The sequence below is a fragment of the Polynucleobacter sp. MWH-UH25E genome, assembly GCF_018687095.1.
Taxonomy (GTDB): Bacteria; Pseudomonadota; Gammaproteobacteria; order Burkholderiales; family Burkholderiaceae; genus Polynucleobacter.
The window spans coordinates 43,893-69,362 of the sequence record NZ_CP061286.1 but is presented as its reverse complement, the minus strand read 5'-3'; the positions used below and the strand labels follow the sequence as shown (position 1 = coordinate 69,362).

Below are 25,470 nucleotides of genomic sequence, written 5' to 3'. Positions count from 1 at the left end.
TAAACTTTCTTGATTATTTCTTCAGTGCGATGCCAGACTTACGTGGACCCTTGCGAGTGCGCGCATTTGTCTTAGTACGTTGACCACGTACAGGCAAGCCCTTACGATGACGAACGCCACGGTAGCAACCCAAGTCCATCAAACGCTTGATGCTCATAGTTACTTCACGACGAAGATCACCCTCGGTGATGAACTTACCTACTTCATCACGTAACTTTTCTAAGTCAGCGTCAGTAAGATCTTTAACTTTTTTGTCAATTGCAACACCTGTGGTTTTGCAAATTTGATGTGCACGAGTTGTGCCAATGCCAAAAATTGCTGTTAAACCGATAACAGTATGTTGATGATTTGGGATGTTTACCCCAGCGATACGTGCCATGAGATTTCCTCTTAATTAACCAGATCAGCCTTGACGCTGCTTATGACGTGCGTCTGAAGAACAGATCACGCGCACAACGCGTTTGCGCTTAATGATCTTGCAATTTCTGCAAATACACTTAACGGATGCTAAAACTTTCATAACTCACCTCTTAAAAATAGGTACTACTTAATCTTTACTTCGCACGGAAAATGATTCTGGCGCGGGTTAGGTCGTAAGGAGTCATCTCCACCGTCACCTTATCTCCAGGCAGAATACGGATATAGTGCATCCGCATCTTTCCAGAAATGTGCCCTAAAACCACATGTCCGTTTTCTAGCTTTACGCGAAACATCGCGTTCGGCAAATTCTCTACAACTTCTCCCGCCATCTGAATTACATCGTCTTTAGACATTCAGTTAAGCGCCCATCTTAAAGTTAGCTTTTTTCATCAAAGAGCCATATTGCTGCTGCATGACAAATGACTGAACTTGAGCCATGAAATCCATTGCAACAACCACAATAATCAACAATGAAGTACCGCCGAAATAGAACGGCACGTTGTACTTCAACACCAAGAATTCTGGCAACAAGCAAACCAGAACCATATAAATTGCACCAGCCAAAGTCAGGCGCACCAAAATCTTATCGATATAACGCGCTGTTTGATCGCCAGGACGAATACCAGGAACAAAAGCGCCGCTCTTCTTCAAATTCTCAGCAGTTTCACGGCTGTTAAATACCAAAGCGGTATAGAAGAAACAGAAGAAAATAATCGCTGCCGCATACAAAATGGTGTAGACGGGTTGGCCTGGAGCCAAAGTAGCAGCCAAATCCTTAATGATTCTGCTAAACATATTGGTTGGCTCGCCTGATGTGAACCAGCCAGCAATAGTTGCAGGGAACAAAATAATGGAAGAAGCAAAAATTGGAGGGATAACACCTGCCATATTCAACTTCAACGGGAAGTATGAAGATTGGCCGCCGTAAATCTTGTTCCCAACTTGGCGTTTAGCATAGTTCACCAAAATACGGCGCTGACCCCGCTCTACAAACACTACAAAATAAGTCACTGCTACAACGATCACCACGATCAAGAGAGCAGAAATAATATTCATTGAACCGGTACGAACTAGCTCTAACAAACTAGCTAATGCATTTGGCAAGCCAGACACAATACCGCCAAAAATAATGATGGAGATACCGTTACCTAAGCCGCGCTCTGTAATTTGCTCACCGAGCCACATCAAGAACATCGTGCCAGTAACTAAAGTAACAACCGTATTTAATTCAAACATCAAACCTGGATTGATAACCAAACCTGGCTGAGCTTGTAATGCAACAGAAATTCCTAATGCTTGGAATGTTGCCAAGAATACGGTGCCATAACGGGTGTACTGAGTAATCTTGCGTTGACCAGCTTGACCTTCTTTCTTCAATGCTTCCAACGAAGGTAATACGATAGTCATTAACTGCATGATGATCGATGCAGAAATGTAAGGCATGATTCCAAGGGCAAAAACAGTGAAGCGGGATAAAGCGCCACCGGAGAACAAGTTAAACATTCCTAAGATGCCATCTTTTTGACCAGCAAATAGCTGTGCCAATTGGTCTGGATCAATACCAGGAACTGGAATATGTGCGCCCAAACGATAGACGAGCAAAGCCAACACCAGGAAAACCAAGCGACGACGTAAGTCGCCGAACTTGCCTCCTGCTGTAGCAGTGCTAGCGCTATTGGTAGGTGCTAATGCCATATTTACTAAAAAGACCTATTAAGCCAACTCAACAAATTTGCCGCCAGCTGCTTCAATCGCTGCTTTAGCGCCAGCAGTTGCTGTGATGCCTTTGAGGGTTACAGCAATCTTGAGTTCGCCAGTTTTAATAACTTTCACTGCATTGATTTGCTCACCAGCAAAACCATGAGCTTTCAAAACCAAGAGGTCAACTTCAGGCAAATTGATTTTTGCCAAGTCATTCAATGTGATTTGTCCAACATGACGACGTGTCAAAGATACGAAGCCGCGTTTTGGCAAGCGACGATACATAGGCATCTGACCGCCTTCGAATCCAACTTTGTGGAAACCACCAGAACGGGATTTTTGACCTTTGTGACCACGGCCAGCAGTTTTACCAAGACCAGAGCCAATGCCGCGACCTACGCGACGACGTGCCTTCTTAGAGCCTTCTGCGGGTTTGAGTGTATTGAGTTGCATATTCTTCGCCTATTTACTAGCTAGTTATTAGCCAATGACTTTCACTAGATAAGAAACTTTATTAATCATGCCGCGAACAGCTGGAGTGTCTTCCAACTCGGAAACTGAGTTGATACGACCAAGACCTAAACCACGTACCGTTGCACGGTGGCTTTCGCGTGTACCGATCAAGCTGCGTACTAATTGCAGTTTGACTTTGGAGTTTGATTTTGTCATTTGTAGATTCCTAATATTGGGTCTTAGCCGAGGATCTCTTCAACTGACTTACCGCGCTTAGCAGCAATCTCAGCAGGAGTACTCATCTTGCTCAAACCATCAATCGTTGCGCGAACCATGTTGTAAGGGTTTGTTGAGCCAAGAGACTTTGCTACAACGTTTGTTACACCCATCACATCAAAAATAGCGCGCATTGGGCCACCAGCAATAACGCCAGTACCATCTTTAGCTGGAGAGATCAAAACGCGTGAAGCGCCATGTTGACCAATCACTGAATGCTGCAATGTACCTTTACGCAAAGGCACCTTGATCATCTTGCGACGAGCTTCGTCCATTGCCTTTTGAACAGCAACCGGAACTTCTTTTGATTTGCCCTTACCCATACCGATACGACCATCGCCATCGCCAACTACTGTGAGCGCAGCGAAGCCGAGAATACGGCCACCCTTAACCACTTTAGTTACACGATTAACAGCGATCATCTTCTCGCGAAGACCATCATCACGCTCTTCGTTTTGCATCTTAGCTTGCATTTTTGCCATGTTTTTTCCTAAACCTATTAGAACTTCAAGCCGGCTTCACGCGCAGCTTCAGCTAAGGCCTTAATACGGCCGTGGTAACGGTGACCGGAGCGATCAAAAGCAACATCCACAACGCCTGCCTTAACAGCACGCTCAGCAACTAACTTGCCGATTTGTTTAGCCGCATCAGCGTTACCGCCGTTTTTGATTGCTTGACGCAAATCTTTTTCCATTGTTGAAGCAGCTGCAACAACTTTGGTTCCGCATGGGCTATAAACCTGTGCAGAAATATGCGAATTGCTACGGATAACTGTTAAGCGATTTGCCTGAGCTTCGGCAATGCGAATACGAGTCTGCCGAGCGCGTCTTTGTCTAGATTCGTCTTTATTCATTTTCTAATCTCGCTTACTTCTTCTTAGTTTCTTTCAGATGCACAACCTCATCCACGTAGCGAACACCCTTGCCTTTGTATGGCTCTGGTGAACGGTATGCGCGAACTTCTGCTGCGACCTGGCCAACTTGTTGCTTGTTGGAGCCTTTGATAATGATTTCAGTTTGCGATGGAGTCTCAGCCTTCACACCCTTTGGCAGGTTGTAAATGATGTCGTGAGAAAAACCCAGCTGCAACTTCAATGTTTCGCCTTGAGCTTGAGCACGGTAACCAACGCCTACCAAGCTAAGCTTGCGCTCAAAGCCAGTAGTTACGCCAACAACCATGTTGTTAACCAATGCGCGTGCTGTACCTGACTGAGCACCAGCTTCTGGTGAGTCGTTATTCAAAACAACTGTCAGTACACCATCTTCTTGTTTCAAACCAACAGAAGGATGCAGGTTATGTGTCAATGTACCCAATGGGCCTTTAACAGTAATGTTTGCACCGTTGATGCTGATTTCAGCGCCCTTCGGAACTGTAATTGGTGATTTACCTACGCGGGACATATTTCTCTCCTTAGGCTACGTAGCAAATAACTTCGCCGCCCACGCCTGTTGCACGTGCTTTACGGTCTGTCATTACGCCTTGAGGGGTTGAAATAATTGCAATGCCCAATCCATTCATTACTTCTGGAATGTCATGACGGCCTTTATAGATGCGTAGACTTGGTGTTGATACACGGTCGATACGCTCGATAACAGGACGGCCTGCATAGTATTTGAGATCGATGTGGAGCACTGGCTTAGCTGCTTCACCTTTGATTTCAAAACTCTCGATATAGCCTTCGTCTTGCAATACTTTTGCGATGGCTACTTTAACTTTTGACGACGGCATTGTGACCAAAGGTTTCTGCACTGCTTGCGCATTGCGGATCCGGGTCAACATGTCGGCGATTGGATCGCTGATACTCATGAGTTCTCCTAATTCTTTCGCCGCTTACCAGCTGGCCTTGGTTAAACCGGGGATTTCGCCACGGAAGGCGATTTCACGAATCTTGCCGCGAGCCAAACCGAATTTACGGAATGTGCCACGTGGACGACCGGTTAATGAACAACGATTTCTTTGACGAATCGGGCTTGCATTACGTGGAAGTGCCTGTAGCTTCAAGCGCGCTTCATAGCGCTCTTCATCGCTGCGTGATTGATCAGCAATGATCGCTTTGAGTTCTGCACGCTTAGCAGCGTACTTCTCTACAGTTTTTGCGCGCTTATTTTCGCGCTCAATTAGGGATAGTTTTGCCACGTTAGCCTCTTAATTGCGGAAAGGGAATTTGAATGCCGCCAACAAAGCTTTTGCTTCTTCGTCGGTCTTAGCAGTCGTCGTAATACTGATATTGAGACCACGGAGGGCATCAATCTTGTCGTATTCGATTTCAGGGAAAATAATCTGTTCTTTAACGCCGATGTTGTAGTTACCGCGGCCGTCAAATGCTTTACCAGAAATACCGCGGAAGTCGCGTACGCGTGGCAAAGCAACAGTTACAAAACGATCTAAAAATTCGTACATGCGTTGACCACGCAATGTCACCATGGCACCAATTGGGTAGCCCTGACGAATTTTAAAACCTGCAATCGCTTTTTTAGCTTTAGTTACAACTGGCTTTTGGCCTGCAACTTTAGTTAAATCGCCAACTGCATTTTCGATAACTTTTTTATCGTTCACTGCTTCGCCCAAGCCCATATTGAGAGTTACCTTGGTGATGCGTGGAACTTCCATTACAGACTTGTATCCAAACTTGGCGATCAAATCTGCAACAACTTTAGCTTGATAGTGCTCTTGAAAACGTGTGCTCATAATTTCTCTCCGCCCCTTATGCGCTCAATGTTGCGCCAGTGGTTTTGAGGAAACGCTGCTTTTTGCCATCAACGAGTTTGATACCAACACGTGATGGTTTGCCGTTACCGTCAACCAAAGCCACATTAGAAATGTGAACGGGCATAGTCTTATCAATCAAGCCGCCGGTAACACCAGCTGCTGGATTAGGTTTAACACTCTTCTTGTAAACATTTACGCCTTCGATAACGAGTTTGTCATCGAGAACAGCCGTAACAGTTCCTTGCTTGCCTTTATCGCGGCCAGTCAATAGAACGACGGAATCACCTTTACGAATCTTATTCATGTCAGCCTCTTAAATTACTTCGGGGGCAAGAGAAACGATCTTCATGAACTTCTCAGTACGCAATTCGCGTGTGACAGGTCCAAAGATACGTGTGCCAATTGGCTCTAACTTAGCGTTGAGCAATACCGCAGCGTTGTCATCAAACTTAATCAATGAACCGTCTGGACGGCGAACACCCTTAGCTGTTCTAACAACAACAGCGTTATAAATATCACCTTTTTTTACACGGCCGCGCGGAGCAGCTGACTTCACAGTGACTTTAATTACATCACCAATACTGGCGTAACGACGCTTAGAGCCGCCCAATACTTTGATGCACAAAACTTCACTGGCGCCTGTGTTATCGGCAACCTGCAATCTACTTTCGGTTTGTATCATTTCTAATCCCCAACTTATTAGCCAAAGGCAAACAGTCTTGGTTCCGTCTATGGGCTTTAACGAAAGCTAAAACCCGGAATTAATGAAAAACACTGCTTCTCCAATAAAACCAGAGAAGCCTTCTATTCTACTACGAAAAACAAGGTTTTGGGAAGAAACTTCTCCAAAACCCTATAAAAAGCCTTAAATACCCTTTGAAGCCTGAACCAAACGGGTCACAACCCAAGATTTAGTGCGTGAAATTGGCTTGGATTCAGCAATTTCAACGGTATCACCCATCTTGTATGTGCCTGCCTCGTCATGAGCGTGGTATTTTTTGGACTGGCCAACGTACTTACCAATCACCGGATGCTTCACTTGACGCTCAACCAACACGGTCACAGTTTTTTGCATTTTATCGCTAACAACGCGACCCACGAGGGTACGGCGCAAGGGTTTAGATAATTCTGTCATATCCCTTTTTCCTTATTTCTGAGCAGTCTTTTGAGCAATAAACGTCTTCACGCGAGCAATATCACGCTTCGTTTTACCCAATTGGCTGGTATTGGTCAGTTGCTGAGTACCCTTTTGCATACGGAGCTTAAAGTTGGTCTTTAAGAGCTCTGTCAATTCTGCGTTCAAGGCAGTCAGATCTTTCGCTGCTAATTCTTTATTTTTCATAATCTCTATCCCGATCAACCTAAGTGGCGAATCACGAAGGTAGTCTGTAAAGGCAACTTAGCTGCGGCAAGCTTAAAAGCTTCACGCGCCAATTGCTCATCCACACCATCCATCTCGTAAAGCACTTTGCCTGGTTGAATTTCAGCTACGTAGTACTCTGGGTTACCTTTACCGTTACCCATACGCACTTCAGCAGGTTTTTGTGAAATTGGCTTATCTGGGAAAATACGAATCCAAATACGGCCACCACGTTTAATGTGACGGGTCATTGCGCGACGTGCTGACTCGATTTGACGAGCAGTTAAACGTCCACGACCAACGGCCTTCAATCCAAAGTCACCAAAGGCTACAGAACTACCGCGTGTTGCCACGCCAGTGTTACGGCCTTTTTGTTCCTTACGATACTTGCGACGCTTTGGTTGTAGCATGCTTACTCTCCTGACTTCTGCGCATCAGCGGCAGGTGTTTCAACCTTACGCACGCGCTTTACTGCTGGCTTAGCAGCAACTAATGGCTTGTCAGCACCAGCAGCTGGCTTACGAGCAGCTGTTTTGCTTGGAGCACGACGAGTTTTCTTTTCTTCTGCAGCTGGTTCAGCAGCTGGAGCAGCTACTTGAGCTTCTGCACCGCGACCCAATGTGTCGCCTTTGTAAACCCAAACTTTTACACCGATGATGCCGTATGTAGTTTCAGCTTCTGATGTTGCGTAATCAATATCAGCCTTCAATGTATGAAGTGGAACGCGGCCTTCACGGTACCATTCGCGACGTGCAATCTCTGCACCATTCAAGCGACCAGAAGACATGATCTTGATGCCTTGTGCGCCAAGACGCATTGCGTTTTGCATAGCGCGCTTCATCGCACGACGGAACATAATGCGCTTCTCTAACTGTTGAGTAATAGAGTCAGCAATTAATTGTGCGTCAACTTCAGGCTTACGAATTTCTTCGATGTTCACGTGAACTGGAACGCCCATACGCTTTTGTAATTCGCGACGGAGAACTTCAATATCTTCGCCCTTCTTACCAATCACAACGCCAGGACGTGAGCTATAGATAGTGATGCGTGCGTTCTTCGCAGGACGCTCAATCACAACCTTGCTAACAGATGCATTCTTTAACTTCTTCTTCAAATAGCCACGGACATCTACGTCCTCTTTGAGCATTTTTGCGAAGTCAGTATTGTTTGCATACCAACGTGATGTCCAATTCTTCGTTACCGCGAGTCGGAATCCGGTAGGGTTAATCTTTTGGCCCATATTTTTCCTTAGTTACTCAAGGTCACGCTAATGTGACAAGTTTGTTTTTCAATTTGATTGCCACGACCCTTAGCGCGCGCTGTGAAGCGCTTCAAGGATGTTGCCTTATCAACGATGACCGCTGATACCTTGAGCTCATCAATATCAGCACCTTTATTGTGTTCAGCATTTGCAATCGCTGACTCAACTACTTTTTTCACAATGAAGGCAGCTTTTTTGGGGCTGAAGTTCAAAATGTTTAATGCGCGAGCAATTGGCAAACCACGGATTTGGTCAGCGACCAAACGTGTCTTTTGCGCAGAAATGCGGGCACCCTTGTGAATAGCTTTAACTTCCATCATCATCCCCTTACTTCTTCGTTACTTTCTTGTCAGCAGCGTGACCTTTGAAAGTACGGGTCAAGGCGAACTCGCCTAACTTATGACCCACCATGTTTTCTGATACATAAACCGGAACGTGTTGACGACCGTTATGTACAGCAATCGTCAGACCAATGAAGTCTGGGAGGATTGTTGAACGGCGTGACCAAGTTTTGATCGGCTTTTTGTCCTTGTTGGCTTGTGCAACTTCAACTTTTTTTACTAAGCTGGCGTCGCAGAATGGGCCTTTTTTAGCTGAACGTGTCATATCTATTTATCCTTATCGCTTAACGTTTTTGACGACGTTGAACGATCATCGAAGTTGTACGCTTATTGCGACGTGTGCGATAACCTTTGGTTGGAGTGCCCCATGGAGATACAGGTACACGGCCTTCGCCAGTTCTACCTTCACCACCACCGTGTGGGTGATCTACTGGGTTCATTGCCACACCGCGAACGGTTGGGCGAATACCACGCCAGCGATTTGCACCTGCTTTACCAATTTGACGCAAGCTGTGTTCTTCGTTACCAACTTCACCAATAGTGGCGCGGCACTCAATCAGAACACGGCGAACTTCACCAGAGCGCAAACGTACTTGAGCGTAAACACCCTCACGTGCCAACAATACTGCTGAACCACCAGCAGAACGTGCAACCTGCGCACCTTTACCTGGAAGAATTTCTACGCAGTGAATAGTGCTACCAACTGGAATGTTACGAATTGGCAAATTGTTACCAGACTTGATTGGCGCTTCAGAGCCATTCATGATTGCCTGACCAACAGTCATACCTTTAGCAGCTGGAATGTAGCGACGCTCACCATCAGCAAACACAATCAATGCAATATTTGCACTGCGGTTTGGATCGTATTCCAAGCGCTCAACTTTTGCTGGAATACCATCTTTGTCGTTGCGCTTAAAGTCAACAACACGATAGTGATGCTTATGACCACCACCTTTATGACGAGTAGTGATGTGGCCGTTGTTGTTACGACCCGCTTTTTGAAACTGTGGCTCTAACAATGGTGCAAAAGGCTTACCTTTATGGAGGTCAGGATTGACCACCTTGACCATTGAGCGACGACCTGGTGAGGTCGGTTTAGTTTTCATCAAAGGCATGATTAATTCGCCTCCGCTTCAAAGTTAATTTCTTGACCTGGCTTCAAATTCACATAGGCCTTCTTGGTGTGGTCACGACGACCTTCAAAACGGCCATAGCGCTTAGGCTTACCTTTTTGATTCACGATTTGAACTGAGTCAACTTGCACCTTAAAGAGCAATTCAACTGCTTGCTTCACATCGCTCTTATTTGCGTCGCGAGCTACTTGGAAAACTACTTGTTCGTTTTTCTCTGCAACCATAGTGGCTTTCTCAGAGATAACAGGACCAAGCAGAACCTTCATCAGGTTGTGATCGTTTTTACGGACTTGGCTCATTTCAGCAACTCCTCAATTTTTGCGATCGCTGCTTTGCTTACCAATACTTTTTTGTATTGAACCAAAGCTAATGGATCAGCGTGCTGTGGCTCAACCACGGCAACTTTATGCAAGTTACGTGATGCCAAGTACAAATTCTCACTAACTTGATCAACGATGATCAAGACTGAATCTAAGCCCATTGCTTTTACTTTTTCAGCTAAAACTTTGGTCTTTGGAGCGTCAAGATTAAATTGATCAACCACATTCAAACGACCTTCGCGAGCCAACTGAGACAAAATGGATCTCATACCAGCGCGGTACATTTTCTTGTTTACTTTTTGGCTGAAATTCTCTTCTGGAGAATTCGGGAATATACGACCACCTCCACGCCACAGCGGTGAGGAGCTCATACCAGCGCGTGCACGTCCAGTGCCCTTTTGACGCCAAGGCTTTTTGGTTGTGTGCTTAACTTGCTCACGGTCTTTTTGTGCACGATTACCGCTACGTGCATTTGCTTGGTAAGCCACTACAACTTGGTGTACCAATGCTTCGTTATATTCACGCTCGAATACTTCTGGTGAAGCTTGTACGCCTGCACCTAAAGTACCGTTGTCCTGGAGAAGCTTAAGTTCCATATTCGCTCTCCTTATTTCTTCTTCAACGGTGTTTTAACCGCTGGAGTAACAATAACTTTACCGCCTGGGGCACCTGGAATAGCGCCTTTAACCATGATGAGATTGCGTTCTGCATCAATGCGTGCGATGACTAAATTTTGTACGGTACGTGTAACGTCACCAAGGTGGCCAGTCATGCGCTTACCTGGGAAAACACGACCTGGATCTTGTGCCATACCAATAGAACCTGGTACGTTGTGTGATCTAGAGTTACCGTGAGATGCGCGACCAGAAGCGAAGTGATAACGCTTGATGGTACCTGCGTAACCTTTACCGATTGTTACGCCTTGCACATCCACTTTTTGACCAGCAGTAAATGCAGCGTCAGCAGGAATTACTTGTCCCGGTGTCATTTCTGCGATTTTTGCTGCATCTAATTGGAATTCGTTGAGTGCATTACCAGCCATTACACCTGCTTTAGCAAAGTGACCAGCCATTGATTTGGTAACGCGAGTAGCTCTACGTGTGCCATGTGCCAACTGGATAGCGTCATAGCCATCAGTTGCCTGGGTCTTGATTTGAGCGATTCTGTTGTCGCTCACGTCAATTACGGTGACAGGAATCGCTTCCCCTTCGTCCGTAAATAGACGGGTCATGCCGACCTTGCGGCCGATTAAGCCTAAGCTCATATTCATGCTCCACGCCGACTTCGATTGGTCGGCAAAATTAATTTAAGTGATTTACAAGTAAAAGTACTTCTAAATCAATAACTTACAACGTTTTTAATGCTAATAAAACCACAAAATCTGCCAAATTTGACTCAGCAGAGCCTTAGATTCTATCCCGAAAACCCAGTCTTGGCAAGTGCCGAGACTGGAAACAACAAATTATTGCAGCTTAATTTCGACGTCCACACCTGCTGGGAGGTCTAATTTCATCAAAGCATCTACAGTTTTCTCGGTAGGATCAACAATATCCATCAAACGCAGATGGGTACGGATCTCTAACTGATCACGAGATGTCTTGTTTACGTGTGGTGAACGCAAGATATCAAAACGCTCAATACGGGTTGGCAAAGGTACTGGACCCTTAACAACTGCACCAGTGCGCTTAGCTGTATCAACGATTTCAGCTGCGGACTGGTCGATTAAACGGTAATCAAACGCTTTAAGACGAATACGAATTTTTTGGTTTTGCATATTAATTCCAAAGAGCGGTGTGGTGCTGCCACGTTATACATCTAAAGAGCACGGTGACATCAGCAGCACTGATGTCACCGGTTAGCAAACCGCTAAATATTGTTACTAGTAATACCTACTTCTTAAGCCAAAATCTTTGCAACCACGCCGGCGCCAACAGTACGGCCACCTTCACGGATCGCAAAACGTAAACCTTCTTCCATCGCGATTGGGGCGATGAGTTTGACGGTAATGGTGACGTTATCACCAGGCATCACCATCTCTTTGTCTTTTGGCAACTCGATTGAACCTGTTACGTCCGTTGTACGGAAGTAGAACTGTGGACGATAGTTGTTAAAGAATGGAGTATGACGACCACCTTCATCTTTACCCAAGATGTAAACCTCAGCGGTAAAGTGAGTATGTGGAGTGATAGAACCTGGCTTAGCCAATACTTGGCCACGCTCAACTTCTTCACGTTTTGTGCCGCGCAACAAGATACCAACGTTGTCACCTGCTTGACCTTGGTCGAGCAATTTACGGAACATTTCAACACCAGTACAAGTGGTCTTGAGAGTTGGTTTGATACCAACGATTTCAATCTCTTCGCCAACCTTGATGATGCCGCGCTCAATACGACCGGTTACTACAGTACCGCGACCAGAGATTGAGAACACGTCTTCTACTGGCATCAAGAACGCACCGTCAACAGCACGCTCTGGAGTTGGGATGTATGTATCTAATGCTTCAGCCAATTTCATGATGGCTTCTTTACCCAATGGGCCTTCGTCGCCTTCTAATGCCAACTTAGCAGAACCACGGATGATTGGAGTGTCATCACCTGGGAAGTCATACTTAGACAGAAGTTCACGTACTTCCATTTCAACGAGCTCTAACAATTCAGCATCGTCAACCATGTCGCACTTGTTAAGGAACACCACGATGTATGGAACGCCAACCTGACGTGCCAAGAGGATGTGCTCACGAGTTTGTGGCATTGGGCCGTCTGCAGCAGAGCAAACCAAGATTGCGCCGTCCATCTGCGCAGCACCAGTAATCATGTTCTTAACGTAGTCAGCGTGTCCTGGGCAGTCAACGTGTGCATAGTGACGACCAGCAGTTTCATACTCAACGTGTGCTGTGTTAATCGTAATACCACGGGCTTTTTCTTCTGGAGCAGCATCGATCTGATCGTATGCTTTAGCTTCGCCACCGAATGCCTTTGAGAGCACGGTTGCGATTGCTGCTGTCAATGTGGTTTTACCGTGGTCAACGTGACCGATGGTGCCTACGTTTACGTGCGGTTTTGTCCGCTCGAACTTTTCTTTTGCCATTTTTGTCTGCCTTCTTAGCTAGTCAATATCAAAATTAATGTAAATAAATTACTTCGCTTTAGCAGCCATAACTGCTTCTGCTACGTTCTTAGGTGCTTCTGCGTAATGCTTAAATTCCATGGTGTAGGTTGCACGACCTTGCGTCAAAGAACGCAAGCCAGTGGAGTAACCAAACATCTCTGCGAGAGGAACTTCTGCACGAACAATCTTGCCGCCGCCAGGAATGTCATCCATACCTTGCATAATGCCGCGACGTGAAGAAAGGTCACCCATCACGTTACCCATGAAATCTTCTGGAGTTTCAACTTCAACTGCCATCATTGGCTCAAGCAATACTGGAGCTGCTTTACGCATACCATCCTTGAACGCCATAGAGCCCGCCATCTTAAATGCGTTTTCATTGGAGTCAACGTCATGGTATGAACCGAAGAACAGGGTTGCTTTGATGTCAACCACTGGATAGCCAGCCAATACACCAGAGTTCAATGTTTCAATAATGCCTTTTTCTACTGCAGGGATGTATTCACGAGGAACTACACCGCCCTTAATAGCGTCAACGAATTCGAAGCCTTTGCCTGGTTCTTGTGGCTCAAGCTTCAATACAACGTGACCGTACTGACCGCGACCACCAGACTGCTTAACGAACTTGCCTTCGATTTCGTCGCATGTCTTACGAATAGTTTCACGATATGCAACCTGTGGCTTACCAACAGTTGCCTCTACGCCGAACTCACGCTTCATACGATCTACCAAGATTTCCAAGTGGAGCTCGCCCATACCGGAAATAATTGTTTGACCTGATTCTTCGTCAGTCTTCACGCGGAATGAAGGATCTTCTTGAGCCAAGCGGTTCAATGCAAGACCCATTTTCTCTTGGTCTGCTTTTGTCTTAGGCTCAACTGCCTGAGAAATCACTGGCTCAGGGAACTCCATGCGCTCCAAGATCACGATGTTATCTGGGTCACACAATGTTTCGCCTGTTGTTGCATCTTTCAAACCAACCGCAGCGGCGATGTCACCTGCTCGAACTTCTTTAATCTCTTCACGCTGGTTAGCATGCATCTGCAACAAACGACCAATGCGTTCTTTCTTACCCTTAATTGGGTTATAGATTGTGTCGCCTGAATTGATCACACCTGAATACACGCGGAAGAAGATGAGCTGGCCAACGAATGGGTCAGTCATGATCTTGAATGCTAATGCTGAGAATTTCTCATTGTCATCAGCTTTACGCTCTGTCTCAGTGCCGTCTTCCAACTCGCCCTTAACTGGAGGAATATCTACTGGTGATGGCATGTAATCGATCACGGCATCCAACATCGCCTGAACACCTTTGTTCTTAAAGGCAGTTCCGCAAAGCATTGGCACGATTTCGCCAGCGATCGTACGAGTACGAAGCGCCTTCTTAATTTCTTCTTCGCTTAATTCTTCGCCACCGAGATACTTGTCCATCAGCTCTTCTGAACTTTCGGCAGCTGCTTCAACCATCTTCTCGCGCCATTCTTCAGCGCTGGCTTGCAATTCAGCAGGAATGTCTTCGTAAGTGAATTTAGTTCCTTGTGAAGCATCATCCCAAACGATTGCTTTCATCTTTACCAAATCTACAACGCCTTGGAAATTTTCTTCAGCACCAATTGGAATTTGGATCAAGATTGGATTCGCTTTCAAGCGAGCCTTCATCTGTTCATACACTTTGAAGAAGTTCGCGCCTGTACGGTCCATCTTGTTTACGAATGCTAAACGTGGAACACCATACTTATTTGCTTGACGCCAAACTGTTTCAGACTGTGGCTGAACTCCACCTACCGCGCAATACACCATGCAAGCGCCATCGAGAACACGCATGGAACGCTCAACCTCAATAGTGAAGTCTACGTGTCCTGGGGTATCAATAATGTTGATACGGTGCTCTTGATAATTACCTGCCATGCCTTTCCAGAAGGCTGTGGTTGCAGCAGAAGTAATCGTGATGCCACGCTCTTGCTCTTGCTCCATCCAGTCCATGGTAGCTGCGCCATCATGCACTTCACCAATCTTGTGATTAACACCGGTGTAGAACAGAACGCGTTCAGTAGTAGTTGTTTTACCTGCGTCAATGTGCGCAGAGATACCAATATTGCGATATCGATCAATGGGGGTTTTGCGTGCCACTGTTTATGCCTTTTCTTAACTATTCGATTAGAAGCGGAAATGTGAGAAAGCCTTGTTAGCTTCTGCCATACGGTGAACTTCTTCACGCTTCTTCATTGCGCCGCCACGACCTTCAGCAGCCTCTAATAATTCGTTGGCCAAACGTTGAGCCATCGATTTTTCGCCACGCTTCTTAGCGGCTTCACGCAACCAGCGCATTGCCAAAGCGGAACGACGTGATGGACGAACTTCAACAGGAACTTGATAGTTAGCACCACCAACGCGGCGGCTCTTCACCTCAACCATTGGCTTAACGTTGCCCATGGCTGTTGAAAAAATTTCGAGGGGTTCTTTGTTTGCTTTTTTCTCGATGTGATCAAAGGCACCGTAAACAATGCGCTCTGCAACCGATTTCTTGCCGTCCAACATGAGGACGTTCATGAATTTAGCTACTTCTACATTACCGAATTTTGGGTCCGGCAAAATTTCCCGTTTGGGAACTTCACGACGACGTGGCATAACTACTCCTTCAGTTCAGTTAGGGGCAGTTCACATGAACTACCCGCTCCGGCTGCTCTACTATTTAAGAAAATTCTTAAACGGAACAGCCACTTACTTGCCTTTTAAGTCTGACAAAAGTGACTTACTGCAACTACAACTGCTTAATTAAAAATTAAGCAGCTTTCTTAGCGCGCTTAGCACCGTATTTAGAACGTGCTTGCTTACGATCTTTAACACCTTGCAAGTCCAAAGAACCGCGAACGATGTGGTAACGCACACCTGGCAAGTCCTTTACACGACCACCACGGATCAACACTACAGAGTGTTCCTGGAGGTTGTGGCCTTCACCACCAATGTATGAAATCACTTCAAAACCATTGGTCAAGCGAACTTTGGCTACTTTACGAAGCGCAGAGTTAGGCTTTTTAGGAGTGGTTGTGTACACACGGGTACATACACCACGGCGCTGCGGGCTGTTTTGCAGCGCAGGGCTCTTGCTTTTAACGGTAAGCCTTGTTCTTGGCTTGCGTAATAGTTGATTAATTGTTGGCATAAAAATAGCTCGGTTAGTACTTCTTTGTTGCTTTCTTCAAGAAAATCAATGACTTAGAGAATTTCTAGGTCAAAAAGACCCTCTTCTGAATCAGTAGAACTCAGCATTCTAGCTTGGCCAGCCTTCCCCGTCAACCTAAATGGGGGAAAACTGGCCATTTGTGGCCAGAATTACCAAATTAGCTCGGATCAGCCTCCCCAGTAGGAGCGATGACTTCGGCCTCTATTTCCACAGGGGCGCTAGCCATTGCTTCTTCCTCGGCAGCAATCATTTGAGCGCGATCACGCTCGAATTGCTCTCTGACCTTGCGAGCGCGGCGATAAGACAAGCCGGTACCAGCAGGGATCAGACGACCAATAATGACGTTTTCCTTGAGGCCACGGAGTGTATCGGTCTTGCCCATAATTGCGGCTTCGGTCAATACGCGGGTGGTTTCTTGGAAAGAAGCCGCTGAAATGAAGCTGTCTGTCGACAACGATGCTTTAGTAATACCAAGCAATACGTTATCGAATGAAGCTGGGCGCTTACCTTCGGCGATGACGCGGTCATTCTCGTCATAGAGCTTAGAACGCTCTACTTGCTCACCTGGGATGAATGTGGTGTCGCCTGGATCAGTTACCTGAACACGACGCAACATCTGACGCACGATAACTTCAATGTGCTTGTCATTAATCTTCACGCCCTGGAGACGATAAACGTCCTGCACTTCATCAACGATGTAAATCGCCAACTCTTCAATACCTTTGAGAGTCAAGATGTCATGTGGATCGGCAGGGCCTTCCACAATCATCTCGCCCTTGTTCACCACTTGACCGTCGTGAACAAGAACTTGCTTCTCTTTTGGAATCAAGAATTCATTAGCTTCGCCATCCATATCGGTAATGACCAAACGTTGCTTACCTTTGGTTTCTTTACCGAAGGAAACAGTTCCAGTCACTTTTGCCAATACAGCAGCATCTTTTGGTGAACGCGCTTCAAAGAGTTCAGCAACGCGTGGCAAACCACCGGTAATGTCGCGAGTCTTCTGGGATTCGATTGGAATACGAGCCAATACTTCACCGACTTCAACCTTCTGACCATCTTTAACAGTAATCAAAGCGCCCACTTGGAGGCCAATGTTTACTGGGTGATCAGTACCAGCGATCATCACGTCATTGCCCTTGTCATCAACTAAGTTGATCACTGGGCGAACGCCTTTGCTTGCCGCAGAACGACGCTTACCGTCAATGACCACCAAAGTGGAAAGGCCAGTAACTTCGTCAACCTGCTTAGCAACAGTTACGCCTTCTTCAACGTTGTCAAAGCGTGCAATACCAGCATACTCAGAAATAATCGGACGTGTTAATGGATCCCAGGTCGCCAAGCTTGCGCCTGCCTTGACTGCTGCGCCTTCTTTTAACAAGAGAGTTGCACCGTAAGGCACTTTATGACGCTCGCGCTCACGACCGTTGTCATCAACGATCAAGGCTTCACCAGAACGTGAAATCACAATCTGCTCGCCCTTCGCATTCTTCACAACACGCATCGTGCCGGAGAACTTCAAGGAACCATTCGATTTAGCTTCAATATTGCTTGCAACTAAAGCACGTGATGCAGCACCACCGATGTGGAAGGTGCGCATGGTCAACTGTGTGCCTGGCTCTCCGATGGACTGAGCGGCAATCACACCAACTGCCTCGCCAACGTTGACCAAACCACCGCGACCTAAGTCACGTCCGTAGCACTTCGCGCACAAACCATAACGAGTTTGGCAAGAAAGAACTGTACGAACCTTAACTTCATCGATACCCAATGCAACGATTTGATCAACGTGATCTTCGTCAAGCAATGTGTCGTTAGGAACAATCACTTCTTGTGTATCAGGGTGAACGATGTCGCCAATGCATACGCGACCCAAAATACGATCACGCAATGCTTCAATGATTTCGCCGCCCTCAACAAGCGCCTTCATAGTTACACCAGTAGATGCGCCGCAATCTTCTTCGATTACCACGAGATCTTGGGTAACGTCACATAAACGACGTGTTAAGTAACCGGAGTTCGCTGTCTTCAACGCAGTATCAGCTAGACCTTTACGAGCACCGTGAGTTGAAATGAAGTACTGCAACACATTCAAACCTTCACGGAAGTTCGCAGTAATTGGGGTTTCAATAATGGAACCGTCTGGCTTAGCCATCAATCCACGCATACCAGCCAATTGACGAATCTGTGCAGCAGATCCACGCGCACCAGAGTCCGCCATCATGTAGATGGAGTTAAAGGATTCTTGGCGAGCAGTTTTACCGTTACGGTCGAGCACATCAACGTGTGAAAGCTCGTCCATCATGGCCTTACCAACTTGATCACCTGCAGCACCCCAAATATCAACCACGTTGTTATAACGCTCTTGATTGGTTACGAGGCCTGACATGAACTGCTTGTCGTATTCCTTAACCTTGGTAGACGCTTCAGTAATGATGCGCTCTTTAGAAGTTGGAATCAACATATCATCGATGGCAATCGAGATACCAGCTTTAGTAGCCAAGCGGAAACCGGACTGCAACAAACGGTCAGCAAAAATGACAGTCTCGCGCAGACCACACTTGCGGAATGAAGTGTTGATCAAGCGTGAGATTTCTTTTTTCTTCAAAGGCTTGTTGATTTCCTCAAAAGACATACCCTTAGGCAAAATCTCTGAGAGGATTGCACGGCCAACTGACGTTTGATAGATCTTGGTCTTCTCAGCAAAACGCGCATCGCCTTCTGCCTTCTTATCCACCACTTCATACTCAGTAATACGCACAGCAACACGAGAGGCCAATTCAACTTGACCTGCTTCGTATGCGCGTACTACTTCAGTAATGTTGGCAAAAACCATACCTTCGCCTTTGCCGTTGATCTTGTCTCGCGTAGCGTAGTACAGACCCAACACCACGTCCTGTGAAGGAACGATAGATGGCTCGCCGTTAGCTGGGAACAATACGTTGTTCGAAGCCAACATCAATGTACGTGCTTCCATTTGTGCTTCGAGCGACAAAGGAACGTGAACCGCCATTTGGTCACCGTCAAAGTCCGCGTTAAATGCCGCGCAGACTAATGGGTGCAATTGGATTGCCTTGCCTTCAATCAACATTGGCTCGAAAGCCTGAATGCCAAGACGGTGCAATGTAGGAGCACGGTTCAACATGATTGGATGTTCACGAATTACTTCTTCGAGAATGTCCCAAACGATTGGAGTTTGACTCTCAACTTCTTTCTTCGCAGCCTTAATCGTGGTTGCAATTCCCAAAGTCTCAAGCTTGTTGAAAATGAATGGCTTGAACAGCTCGAGCGCCATCAATTTTGGTAAGCCGCACTGATGCAATTTCAATGTAGGGCCAACCACGATCACTGAACGACCGGAGTAGTCAACACGTTTACCGAGCAAGTTTTGACGGAAACGACCGCTCTTACCTTTAATCATCTCAGCCAAGGACTTGAGAGGACGCTTGTTAGCGCCTGTCATAGCCTTACCGCGACGACCGTTGTCGAGCAATGAGTCAACGGCTTCTTGCAACATCCGTTTTTCGTTACGCACGATGATCTCTGGTGCGCGCAATTCCAACAAACGCTTCAAACGATTGTTACGGTTAATTACACGACGATAGAGGTCGTTCAAATCAGAAGTAGCAAAGCGACCGCCATCCAATGGCACCAATGGGCGCAATTCTGGCGGCAATACTGGCAATACTTCCATGATCATCCAGTCAGGCTTAATACCTGAGCTTTGGAACGCCTCAAGCACTTTTAAGCGCTTAGCGTATTTCTTGATCTTGGCATCGCTACCAGTTGCTTTTAATTCAGCACGAATCGTCTCTACTTCGCGATCGATATCAATCGAGCGCAAGAGTTCACGAATACCTTCCGCGCCCATGATGGCAGTAAACGCACCGTCACCATATTCTTCGGTCTTAGCAATGTACTCATCTTCAGACATGATCTGACCGCGCTTCATCGCGCCTTCAGGAGTCATGCCAGGATCTACCACTACATATGCTTCAAAGTAAAGAACACGCTCAATATCACGCAATGTCATATCGAGAACCATGCCCAAACGGGATGGCAGGGACTTTAAGAACCAAATATGCGCGACAGGGGCTGCCAACTCAATGTGGCCCATGCGCTCACGACGCACCTTAGCGAGAGTAACTTCAACACCACACTTCTCACAGATAACGCCACGGAACTTTAAGCGCTTGTACTTACCGCATAAGCACTCGTAGTCTTTAGTTGGTCCAAAAATCTTGGCGCAGAACAAACCATCACGCTCGGGCTTAAAAGTCCGGTAGTTGATGGTTTCTGGTTTGCGTACTTCACCAAAAGACCATGAGCGAATCTTCTCAGGGGATGCGAGGCCAATCTTGATGACATCAAACTGCTCATCACCCTGCGTTTGCTTAAATAAATCGAGCAATGCTTTCATATCAGTTGCGCTCCATGTCAATGTCAATACCTAACGAACGGATCTCTTTCACGAGAACGTTGAAGGATTCGGGCATGCCAGCATCAATCGTGTGCTCGCCCTTGACGATGTTTTCATAAACCTTGGTTCGGCCTGTGACGTCATCGGACTTCACTGTCAGCATTTCTTGCAAGACATATGAAGCACCGTATGCTTCGAGGGCCCAGACTTCCATCTCACCAAAGCGCTGACCACCAAACTGAGCTTTACCGCCCAATGGCTGCTGCGTTACTAAGGAGTAAGGTCCGGTTGAACGTGCATGCATCTTGTCATCTACCAAGTGGTGGAGTTTCAAGACGTGCATTACGCCAACAGTTACAGGACGCTCAAACTGATCACCAGTACGGCCATCAAACAGAACCATTTGCTGGCGTGATGGAGTCATCTGCAATGACTTAGCAACCTCTTCTGGGTATGCCAATTCAAGCATGCGACCAATTTCAGCCTCAGTAGCACCGTCAAACACTGGAGTTGCAAATGGCAAGCCTTGGCGTAAGTTCTCAGCCAATGCGTTGATTTGCTCATCAGTGAAATTGTCGATGTCTTCTTGACGACCAGTTTCGTTGTAAAGCTGCTTGAAGAACTTACGCAGTTCAGCTTGCTTAGCTTGTTGACGAACCATTTCATCGATACGTTTACCAATACCTTGGGCAGCCCAACCTAAGTGGGTTTCCAAAATCTGGCCAACGTTCATACGGGAAGGAACACCTAATGGGTTCAAGACGATATCAACAGGGCGTCCGTCGGCCATAAATGGCATGTCTTCCGCAGGGGCAATCTTAGAGACCACACCTTTGTTACCGTGACGACCGGCCATCTTGTCACCAGGCTGTAAGCGACGCTTAACGGCCAAGTAAACCTTAACCATCTTCGTTACGCCAGGCTGTAAATCATCGCCCTGGGTAAGCTTGGTGCGCTTCTCTTCGAACGCCTCATCAAACTGCTTACGTTTCGCTTCGATAGAAGACTTGATCGCTTCAACTTGTGAAGCAACTTCATCATCTGCTGGACGAATATCAAACCAATGGTATTTATCCAAATCAGCAAGGTAATCCTTGTCGATCTTGGTGCCTTTAGCTAATTTCTTAGGGCCGCCGTTAGCAACTTTGCCAACCAACAGCTTTTCTAGACGCATAAAGGCATCGCCTTCAACAATACGCAACTGGTCATTCAAGTCCAAACGATAACGTTGCAGTTCTTCTTGAATGATCGACTGCGCACGAGCATCGCGCTCAATACCTTCACGGGTGAAGACTTGAACATCGATAACGGTACCAACCATTCCGGAAGGAACGCGCAAAGAAGTATCTTTAACATCAGATGCTTTTTCGCCGAAGATCGCACGCAGTAACTTCTCTTCAGGAGTGAGAGTAGTCTCGCCCTTTGGAGTGACCTTACCAACAAGTACGTCACCAGCTTCTACTTCAGCACCGATGTACACAATACCGCTCTCATCCAAACGGGAGAGCTGTGACTCTGCCAAATTGGAGATATCGCGTGTAATTTCTTCTGAACCTAACTTGGTGTCACGAGCAACTACTGACAACTCTTCAATATGAATAGAGGTATAGCGATCATCAGCAACAACCTTCTCAGAGATCAAGATCGAATCTTCGAAGTTGTAACCATTCCATGGCATAAATGCCACAGTCATGTTTTGACCCAAAGCCAATTCGCCCAAATCGGTAGATGCACCGTCAGCAACCACGTCACCGCGGGCTACACGATCACCAACCTGAACGATTGGACGCTGGTTGATATTGGTATTTTGGTTTGAACGGGTGTACTTGATGAGGTTATAAATATCCACACCAACTTCACCAGCAGCGGTTTCATCATCGTTCACACGAATCACAACACGGTTCGCATCAACATAATCCACAATACCGCCACGCGCCGCCAACACAACCGTGCCGGAGTCAACCGCAACAATACGCTCCAAACCTGTACCAACCAATGGCTTATCTGGACGCAAGCAAGGAACCGCTTGACGTTGCATGTTCGCACCCATCAACGCACGGTTCGCATCATCGTGCTCTAAGAATGGAACAAGTGAAGCCGCAGCAGAAACGATCTGGCTAGGAGCAACGTCGATGAAATCGATGCGCTCTGGGCTAACCATCATGGTTTCACCAGCTTGACGAGCAGAAACTAATTCGTCAGCCAACTTACCGTTTTTGTCGATCGTCGCATTTGCCTGAGCAATCACATACTTTGCTTCTTCAATCGCAGAGAGGTAAACCACTTCATCGCTTACCTTGCTATTGGAAACCTTGCGGTATGGAGTCTCGAGGAAGCCATGCTCATTCAAACGCGCAAATAACGCGAGTGAGTTGATCAAACCAATGTTTGGTCCTTCTGGAGTTTCAATTGGGCAAACACGTCCGTAGTGGGTTGGATGCACGTCGCGCACTTCGAAACCAGCGCGCTCGCGTGTCAAACCACCAGGTCCCAATGCAGAAATACGACGCTTGTGCGTGATCTCTGAGAGTGGGTTGGTTTGGTCCATAAACTGGGACAACTGTGAAGAACCGAAGAATTCACGAATCGCGGAAGAGATTGGCTTGCTGTTAATCAAGTCATGCGGCATGAGGTTTTCTGTTTCGGCCTGACCGAGACGTTCTTTAACCGCACGCTCAACACGTGATAAACCAGCACGGAATTGGTTTTCAGCCAACTCGCCAACGCAACGTACACGACGATTACCTAAGTGATCGATATCGTCGACTTCGCCTTTACCGTTACGCAAATCTACGAGGGACTTAATGGTGTCGAGAATATCTTCATTCGACAAGACCATTGGGCCTTCCATCTCAGCACGGCCAAGACGGCTATTGACCTTCATGCGGCCAACACGAGATAAATCGTAAGTGTCTTCGCTGTAGAACAAGCGCTGGAACAAGGCTTCAACAGCATCTTCTGTTGGAGGCTCACCAGGACGCATCATGCGGTAGATAGCGATACGCGCTGCTGTTTGATCAGCAGTTTCATCAGTACGCAATGTCTGAGAAATGTACGCACCAGAATCCAAATCGTTGGTGTAGATGGTTTCCAATTGCTTGATGCCAGCATCGCGCAATGTTGCCAACAACTCTTCAGTGATTTCATCGTTAGCGTAAGCCAAGATTTCACCAGAATCTGGATCAACGATATTCCGCGCAACTACACGACCTACTAAGTAATCATCTGGAACCGCAATCGTTTTTGTCTTGGCAGCCTCGAGTTCACGTATGTGTTTTGCGTTGATACGCTTGTCTTTTTGAATGACTACAACGCCATTCTTATCAACCACATCAAAGCTAGCCAGCTGGCCACGCAAACGCTCTGGAACAAATTCCATTGATGCGCCATTGGCAGTCAATGAGAAATGATCGAAGTTGAAGAAGTTTGCAAGAATCTGCTCGTTGTTTAAGCCAATTGCCTTGAGCAAAATGGTGACAGGCATCTTACGACGACGGTCAACACGGAAATACAGAATATCTTTTGGATCAAACTCGAAATCGAGCCATGAACCACGGTAAGGAATGATACGTGCTGAGAACAGTAGCTTACCTGAGCTATGAGTTTTGCCCTTATCGTGCTCAAAGAACACGCCTGGGGAACGGTGCAACTGAGAAACGATTACGCGCTCAGTGCCGTTAATCACGAAAGAGCCGTTTTCTGTCATGAGTGGAATTTCACCCATGTAGACTTCACTCTCTTTTACTTCTTTCACCTTAGTAGGCGCTTCGCGATCATAAATAATCAAGCGAACTTTTGCGCGCAAGGCTGAGTGATATGTGTAACCACGTTGTTGGCATTCTTTAACGTCAAACGGTGGCTGTGACAACTGATATGACACGTATTCCATACGCGCATAACCGTTGTTGGACACAATTGGGAATGCTGATGTAAACGCAGCTTGTAATCCCTCGTTAATACGAGAAGTAGCCGGCTTATCAGCCTGTAAAAATTTAGCGTAGGACTCCAGCTGCGTTGCGATCAGGTAAGGAACCTGATGGTTATTTACTCGCTTAGCAAAGCTTTTACGGACTCGCTTGCGTTCGGTGAAGCTATAGTTCATTTCATCTCCGAATTCAGCGACTGTACAAAGATTTGGCGATTGGCCACTACCAATCACTGGCGGACAACACTACATCGCTTGGATCCAGTGTCCGACCAAACTTGCATTCTGCAGTCGTATCAGAAGGCAAACCCGATTTCAATCAGAAATGAAATCGGGTTTGACCTCTAAAGGTCAAACCCAACATGGCTAACGCCCCTTTGTGAGAGGCGCCAGCTGAGTTTGTATTACTTGAGTTCTGCCTTAGCGCCAGCTTCTTCAAGCTTCTTCTTGGCTTCTTCAGCAGTCTTCTTATCAACGCCTTCTTTGATTGGCTTAGGTGCACCGTCAACCAAATCTTTAGCTTCTTTCAAACCGAGACCAGTAATTTCGCGAACTGCTTTAATTACTGAAACTTTGTTTGCGCCAGCTTCAACGAGGTTTACTGTGAATTCAGTTTGCTCTGCACCACCAGCATCACCACCGCCAGCGCCTGCAGGACCAGCAACAGCCATCGCTGCAGCTGAAACACCAAATTTCTCTTCGAACGCCTTAACCAAGTCGTTCAAATCCATAACGGACATGCTACCTACTGCTTCAATGATTTCTTCTTTAGTAATCGCCATTTTTAGCTCCTAATACTTAAATAGTTAATTTGTCGCTTATTCAGCGGCAGGGGTTTCGTTTGTTGCTGTAGCTTCTG

Annotated in this window: 32 protein-coding genes; all 32 read right to left on the bottom strand. The window is 46.6% G+C overall.

The genetic code is table 11. The features are described 5' to 3' along the window. Nucleotides 1-13: 13 nt before the first annotated feature. The 32 genes from rpsM to rplL all read right to left on the bottom strand — a co-directional run bounded on the left by rpsM (nucleotide 14) and on the right by rplL (nucleotide 25,393). Nucleotides 14-379 carry a 30S ribosomal protein S13 gene (gene rpsM, locus ICV39_RS00420; RefSeq protein ID WP_173954861.1) on the bottom strand — a complete coding sequence of 122 codons (366 nt, stop codon included), beginning with the start codon at nucleotides 377-379 and terminating at the stop codon, nucleotides 14-16. Nucleotides 380-403: 24 nt separating this feature from the next. Next, nucleotides 404-520: a 50S ribosomal protein L36 gene (rpmJ, locus tag ICV39_RS00415; RefSeq protein ID WP_012357167.1), complete on the bottom strand. Its 117-nt coding sequence runs from the start codon at nucleotides 518-520 to the stop codon at nucleotides 404-406. A gap of 34 nt (nucleotides 521-554) precedes the next feature. Continuing rightward, nucleotides 555-773, bottom strand: a complete 219-nt coding sequence (gene infA / locus ICV39_RS00410) for a translation initiation factor IF-1 (RefSeq protein WP_068320132.1) — start codon at nucleotides 771-773, stop codon at nucleotides 555-557. Between the two features lie 4 nt (nucleotides 774-777). Continuing rightward, entirely contained in the window at nucleotides 778-2,115 is a 1,338-nt protein-coding gene (gene secY / locus ICV39_RS00405) for a preprotein translocase subunit SecY (RefSeq protein WP_215389962.1), read from the bottom strand. A gap of 18 nt (nucleotides 2,116-2,133) precedes the next feature. Continuing rightward, the gene (rplO, locus tag ICV39_RS00400; RefSeq protein WP_215389961.1) at nucleotides 2,134-2,574 is read right to left on the bottom strand and encodes a 50S ribosomal protein L15; all 441 of its coding nucleotides are present in this window, start codon (nucleotides 2,572-2,574) and stop codon (nucleotides 2,134-2,136) included. A gap of 27 nt (nucleotides 2,575-2,601) precedes the next feature. Further along, nucleotides 2,602-2,790: a 50S ribosomal protein L30 gene (gene rpmD / locus ICV39_RS00395; RefSeq protein ID WP_068947704.1), complete on the bottom strand. Its 189-nt coding sequence runs from the start codon at nucleotides 2,788-2,790 to the stop codon at nucleotides 2,602-2,604. A gap of 23 nt (nucleotides 2,791-2,813) precedes the next feature. Continuing rightward, nucleotides 2,814-3,332: a 30S ribosomal protein S5 gene (gene rpsE, locus ICV39_RS00390; protein ID WP_114639443.1), complete on the bottom strand. Its 519-nt coding sequence runs from the start codon at nucleotides 3,330-3,332 to the stop codon at nucleotides 2,814-2,816. A gap of 17 nt (nucleotides 3,333-3,349) precedes the next feature. Next, the gene (rplR, locus tag ICV39_RS00385) at nucleotides 3,350-3,703 is read right to left on the bottom strand and encodes a 50S ribosomal protein L18 (RefSeq protein ID WP_173954858.1); all 354 of its coding nucleotides are present in this window, start codon (nucleotides 3,701-3,703) and stop codon (nucleotides 3,350-3,352) included. Between the two features lie 13 nt (nucleotides 3,704-3,716). Then, nucleotides 3,717-4,250, bottom strand: a complete 534-nt coding sequence (gene rplF / locus ICV39_RS00380; RefSeq protein WP_173954857.1) for a 50S ribosomal protein L6 — start codon at nucleotides 4,248-4,250, stop codon at nucleotides 3,717-3,719. A gap of 10 nt (nucleotides 4,251-4,260) precedes the next feature. Beyond that, nucleotides 4,261-4,656, bottom strand: coding sequence for a 30S ribosomal protein S8 (gene rpsH / locus ICV39_RS00375; protein WP_068947700.1), 396 nt, complete (start codon nucleotides 4,654-4,656; stop codon nucleotides 4,261-4,263). A gap of 24 nt (nucleotides 4,657-4,680) precedes the next feature. Beyond that, a complete protein-coding gene (gene rpsN, locus ICV39_RS00370) occupies nucleotides 4,681-4,986 on the bottom strand; it encodes a 30S ribosomal protein S14 (protein ID WP_173954856.1) in 306 nt (101 codons plus the stop codon). 9 nt (nucleotides 4,987-4,995) lie between these two features. Beyond that, the gene (gene rplE / locus ICV39_RS00365) at nucleotides 4,996-5,538 is read right to left on the bottom strand and encodes a 50S ribosomal protein L5 (protein ID WP_173954855.1); all 543 of its coding nucleotides are present in this window, start codon (nucleotides 5,536-5,538) and stop codon (nucleotides 4,996-4,998) included. A 16-nt stretch (nucleotides 5,539-5,554) separates the two neighbouring features. Beyond that, nucleotides 5,555-5,863 (bottom strand): 50S ribosomal protein L24, encoded by a 309-nt coding sequence (gene rplX, locus ICV39_RS00360; protein ID WP_173954854.1) that lies wholly within the window; start codon nucleotides 5,861-5,863, stop codon nucleotides 5,555-5,557. 9 nt (nucleotides 5,864-5,872) lie between these two features. Beyond that, the gene (gene rplN / locus ICV39_RS00355; RefSeq protein WP_173954853.1) at nucleotides 5,873-6,241 is read right to left on the bottom strand and encodes a 50S ribosomal protein L14; all 369 of its coding nucleotides are present in this window, start codon (nucleotides 6,239-6,241) and stop codon (nucleotides 5,873-5,875) included. A gap of 183 nt (nucleotides 6,242-6,424) precedes the next feature. Beyond that, on the bottom strand, nucleotides 6,425-6,694 hold the full coding sequence (rpsQ, locus tag ICV39_RS00350; RefSeq protein ID WP_114639437.1) for a 30S ribosomal protein S17: 270 nt from the start codon (nucleotides 6,692-6,694) through the stop codon (nucleotides 6,425-6,427). Nucleotides 6,695-6,706: 12 nt separating this feature from the next. Continuing rightward, nucleotides 6,707-6,901: a 50S ribosomal protein L29 gene (gene rpmC, locus ICV39_RS00345; RefSeq protein ID WP_068947697.1), complete on the bottom strand. Its 195-nt coding sequence runs from the start codon at nucleotides 6,899-6,901 to the stop codon at nucleotides 6,707-6,709. A gap of 14 nt (nucleotides 6,902-6,915) precedes the next feature. Continuing rightward, the gene (gene rplP / locus ICV39_RS00340; RefSeq protein WP_011901907.1) at nucleotides 6,916-7,329 is read right to left on the bottom strand and encodes a 50S ribosomal protein L16; all 414 of its coding nucleotides are present in this window, start codon (nucleotides 7,327-7,329) and stop codon (nucleotides 6,916-6,918) included. A 2-nt stretch (nucleotides 7,330-7,331) separates the two neighbouring features. Further along, the gene (gene rpsC, locus ICV39_RS00335) at nucleotides 7,332-8,159 is read right to left on the bottom strand and encodes a 30S ribosomal protein S3 (RefSeq protein ID WP_215389960.1); all 828 of its coding nucleotides are present in this window, start codon (nucleotides 8,157-8,159) and stop codon (nucleotides 7,332-7,334) included. A gap of 8 nt (nucleotides 8,160-8,167) precedes the next feature. Next, the gene (rplV, locus tag ICV39_RS00330) at nucleotides 8,168-8,500 is read right to left on the bottom strand and encodes a 50S ribosomal protein L22 (RefSeq protein ID WP_215317762.1); all 333 of its coding nucleotides are present in this window, start codon (nucleotides 8,498-8,500) and stop codon (nucleotides 8,168-8,170) included. Between the two features lie 7 nt (nucleotides 8,501-8,507). Then, a complete protein-coding gene (gene rpsS, locus ICV39_RS00325; protein WP_011901904.1) occupies nucleotides 8,508-8,786 on the bottom strand; it encodes a 30S ribosomal protein S19 in 279 nt (92 codons plus the stop codon). Nucleotides 8,787-8,805: 19 nt separating this feature from the next. Next, nucleotides 8,806-9,636 carry a 50S ribosomal protein L2 gene (rplB, locus tag ICV39_RS00320; protein WP_068947694.1) on the bottom strand — a complete coding sequence of 277 codons (831 nt, stop codon included), beginning with the start codon at nucleotides 9,634-9,636 and terminating at the stop codon, nucleotides 8,806-8,808. Nucleotides 9,637-9,638: 2 nt separating this feature from the next. Then, the gene (gene rplW, locus ICV39_RS00315; RefSeq protein ID WP_068947693.1) at nucleotides 9,639-9,953 is read right to left on the bottom strand and encodes a 50S ribosomal protein L23; all 315 of its coding nucleotides are present in this window, start codon (nucleotides 9,951-9,953) and stop codon (nucleotides 9,639-9,641) included. Beyond that, nucleotides 9,950-10,570: a 50S ribosomal protein L4 gene (gene rplD / locus ICV39_RS00310; protein WP_114639433.1), complete on the bottom strand. Its 621-nt coding sequence runs from the start codon at nucleotides 10,568-10,570 to the stop codon at nucleotides 9,950-9,952. Before rplD ends, rplW begins: the two co-directional genes overlap by 4 nt. Nucleotides 10,571-10,581: 11 nt before the next feature. Beyond that, nucleotides 10,582-11,238, bottom strand: coding sequence for a 50S ribosomal protein L3 (gene rplC, locus ICV39_RS00305; protein ID WP_173956647.1), 657 nt, complete (start codon nucleotides 11,236-11,238; stop codon nucleotides 10,582-10,584). Between the two features lie 198 nt (nucleotides 11,239-11,436). Further along, complete coding sequence (rpsJ, locus tag ICV39_RS00300; protein ID WP_011901899.1) at nucleotides 11,437-11,748, bottom strand: 30S ribosomal protein S10; 312 nt, start codon at nucleotides 11,746-11,748, stop codon at nucleotides 11,437-11,439. 122 nt (nucleotides 11,749-11,870) lie between these two features. Beyond that, nucleotides 11,871-13,061: an elongation factor Tu gene (gene tuf, locus ICV39_RS00295; protein WP_173954841.1), complete on the bottom strand. Its 1,191-nt coding sequence runs from the start codon at nucleotides 13,059-13,061 to the stop codon at nucleotides 11,871-11,873. 48 nt (nucleotides 13,062-13,109) lie between these two features. Continuing rightward, complete coding sequence (gene fusA, locus ICV39_RS00290; RefSeq protein ID WP_215389959.1) at nucleotides 13,110-15,212, bottom strand: elongation factor G; 2,103 nt, start codon at nucleotides 15,210-15,212, stop codon at nucleotides 13,110-13,112. Between the two features lie 27 nt (nucleotides 15,213-15,239). After that, a complete protein-coding gene (gene rpsG / locus ICV39_RS00285; RefSeq protein WP_068320103.1) occupies nucleotides 15,240-15,710 on the bottom strand; it encodes a 30S ribosomal protein S7 in 471 nt (156 codons plus the stop codon). Nucleotides 15,711-15,864: 154 nt separating this feature from the next. After that, complete coding sequence (gene rpsL / locus ICV39_RS00280; protein ID WP_068947691.1) at nucleotides 15,865-16,245, bottom strand: 30S ribosomal protein S12; 381 nt, start codon at nucleotides 16,243-16,245, stop codon at nucleotides 15,865-15,867. A gap of 178 nt (nucleotides 16,246-16,423) precedes the next feature. Continuing rightward, nucleotides 16,424-20,686: a DNA-directed RNA polymerase subunit beta' gene (gene rpoC / locus ICV39_RS00275; protein WP_215389958.1), complete on the bottom strand. Its 4,263-nt coding sequence runs from the start codon at nucleotides 20,684-20,686 to the stop codon at nucleotides 16,424-16,426. A 1-nt stretch (nucleotide 20,687) separates the two neighbouring features. Beyond that, nucleotides 20,688-24,788 carry a DNA-directed RNA polymerase subunit beta gene (rpoB, locus tag ICV39_RS00270; protein WP_215389957.1) on the bottom strand — a complete coding sequence of 1,367 codons (4,101 nt, stop codon included), beginning with the start codon at nucleotides 24,786-24,788 and terminating at the stop codon, nucleotides 20,688-20,690. A 227-nt stretch (nucleotides 24,789-25,015) separates the two neighbouring features. Then, on the bottom strand, nucleotides 25,016-25,393 hold the full coding sequence (gene rplL, locus ICV39_RS00265; RefSeq protein ID WP_173954847.1) for a 50S ribosomal protein L7/L12: 378 nt from the start codon (nucleotides 25,391-25,393) through the stop codon (nucleotides 25,016-25,018). Nucleotides 25,394-25,470 lie beyond the last annotated feature (77 nt).

Excerpts from the sequence above, each read along its gene's own strand:
- rpsM (WP_173954861.1), bottom strand. The coding sequence starts at position 379 with ATGGCACGTATCGCTGGGGTAAACATCCCAAATCATCAACATACTGTT.
- rpmJ (WP_012357167.1), bottom strand. The coding sequence starts at position 520 with ATGAAAGTTTTAGCATCCGTTAAGTGTATTTGCAGAAATTGCAAGATC.
- infA (WP_068320132.1), bottom strand. The coding sequence starts at position 773 with ATGTCTAAAGACGATGTAATTCAGATGGCGGGAGAAGTTGTAGAGAAT.
- secY (WP_215389962.1), bottom strand. The coding sequence starts at position 2,115 with ATGGCATTAGCACCTACCAATAGCGCTAGCACTGCTACAGCAGGAGGC.
- rplO (WP_215389961.1), bottom strand. The coding sequence starts at position 2,574 with ATGCAACTCAATACACTCAAACCCGCAGAAGGCTCTAAGAAGGCACGT.
- rpmD (WP_068947704.1), bottom strand. The coding sequence starts at position 2,790 with ATGACAAAATCAAACTCCAAAGTCAAACTGCAATTAGTACGCAGCTTG.
- rpsE (WP_114639443.1), bottom strand. The coding sequence starts at position 3,332 with ATGGCAAAAATGCAAGCTAAGATGCAAAACGAAGAGCGTGATGATGGT.
- rplR (WP_173954858.1), bottom strand. The coding sequence starts at position 3,703 with ATGAATAAAGACGAATCTAGACAAAGACGCGCTCGGCAGACTCGTATT.
- rplF (WP_173954857.1), bottom strand. The coding sequence starts at position 4,250 with ATGTCCCGCGTAGGTAAATCACCAATTACAGTTCCGAAGGGCGCTGAA.
- rpsH (WP_068947700.1), bottom strand. The coding sequence starts at position 4,656 with ATGAGTATCAGCGATCCAATCGCCGACATGTTGACCCGGATCCGCAAT.
- rplE (WP_173954855.1), bottom strand. The coding sequence starts at position 5,538 with ATGAGCACACGTTTTCAAGAGCACTATCAAGCTAAAGTTGTTGCAGAT.
- rplX (WP_173954854.1), bottom strand. The coding sequence starts at position 5,863 with ATGAATAAGATTCGTAAAGGTGATTCCGTCGTTCTATTGACTGGCCGC.
- rplN (WP_173954853.1), bottom strand. The coding sequence starts at position 6,241 with ATGATACAAACCGAAAGTAGATTGCAGGTTGCCGATAACACAGGCGCC.
- rpsQ (WP_114639437.1), bottom strand. The coding sequence starts at position 6,694 with ATGACAGAATTATCTAAACCCTTGCGCCGTACCCTCGTGGGTCGCGTT.
- rpmC (WP_068947697.1), bottom strand. The coding sequence starts at position 6,901 with ATGAAAAATAAAGAATTAGCAGCGAAAGATCTGACTGCCTTGAACGCA.
- rplP (WP_011901907.1), bottom strand. The coding sequence starts at position 7,329 with ATGCTACAACCAAAGCGTCGCAAGTATCGTAAGGAACAAAAAGGCCGT.
- rpsC (WP_215389960.1), bottom strand. The coding sequence starts at position 8,159 with ATGGGCCAAAAGATTAACCCTACCGGATTCCGACTCGCGGTAACGAAG.
- rplV (WP_215317762.1), bottom strand. The coding sequence starts at position 8,500 with ATGATGGAAGTTAAAGCTATTCACAAGGGTGCCCGCATTTCTGCGCAA.
- rpsS (WP_011901904.1), bottom strand. The coding sequence starts at position 8,786 with ATGACACGTTCAGCTAAAAAAGGCCCATTCTGCGACGCCAGCTTAGTA.
- rplB (WP_068947694.1), bottom strand. The coding sequence starts at position 9,636 with ATGCCTTTGATGAAAACTAAACCGACCTCACCAGGTCGTCGCTCAATG.
- rplW (WP_068947693.1), bottom strand. The coding sequence starts at position 9,953 with ATGAGCCAAGTCCGTAAAAACGATCACAACCTGATGAAGGTTCTGCTT.
- rplD (WP_114639433.1), bottom strand. The coding sequence starts at position 10,570 with ATGGAACTTAAGCTTCTCCAGGACAACGGTACTTTAGGTGCAGGCGTA.
- rplC (WP_173956647.1), bottom strand. The coding sequence starts at position 11,238 with ATGAGCTTAGGCTTAATCGGCCGCAAGGTCGGCATGACCCGTCTATTT.
- rpsJ (WP_011901899.1), bottom strand. The coding sequence starts at position 11,748 with ATGCAAAACCAAAAAATTCGTATTCGTCTTAAAGCGTTTGATTACCGT.
- tuf (WP_173954841.1), bottom strand. The coding sequence starts at position 13,061 with ATGGCAAAAGAAAAGTTCGAGCGGACAAAACCGCACGTAAACGTAGGC.
- rpsG (WP_068320103.1), bottom strand. The coding sequence starts at position 15,710 with ATGCCACGTCGTCGTGAAGTTCCCAAACGGGAAATTTTGCCGGACCCA.
- rpsL (WP_068947691.1), bottom strand. The coding sequence starts at position 16,245 with ATGCCAACAATTAATCAACTATTACGCAAGCCAAGAACAAGGCTTACC.
- rpoC (WP_215389958.1), bottom strand. The coding sequence starts at position 20,686 with ATGAAAGCATTGCTCGATTTATTTAAGCAAACGCAGGGTGATGAGCAG.
- rpoB (WP_215389957.1), bottom strand. The coding sequence starts at position 24,788 with ATGAACTATAGCTTCACCGAACGCAAGCGAGTCCGTAAAAGCTTTGCT.
- rplL (WP_173954847.1), bottom strand. The coding sequence starts at position 25,393 with ATGGCGATTACTAAAGAAGAAATCATTGAAGCAGTAGGTAGCATGTCC.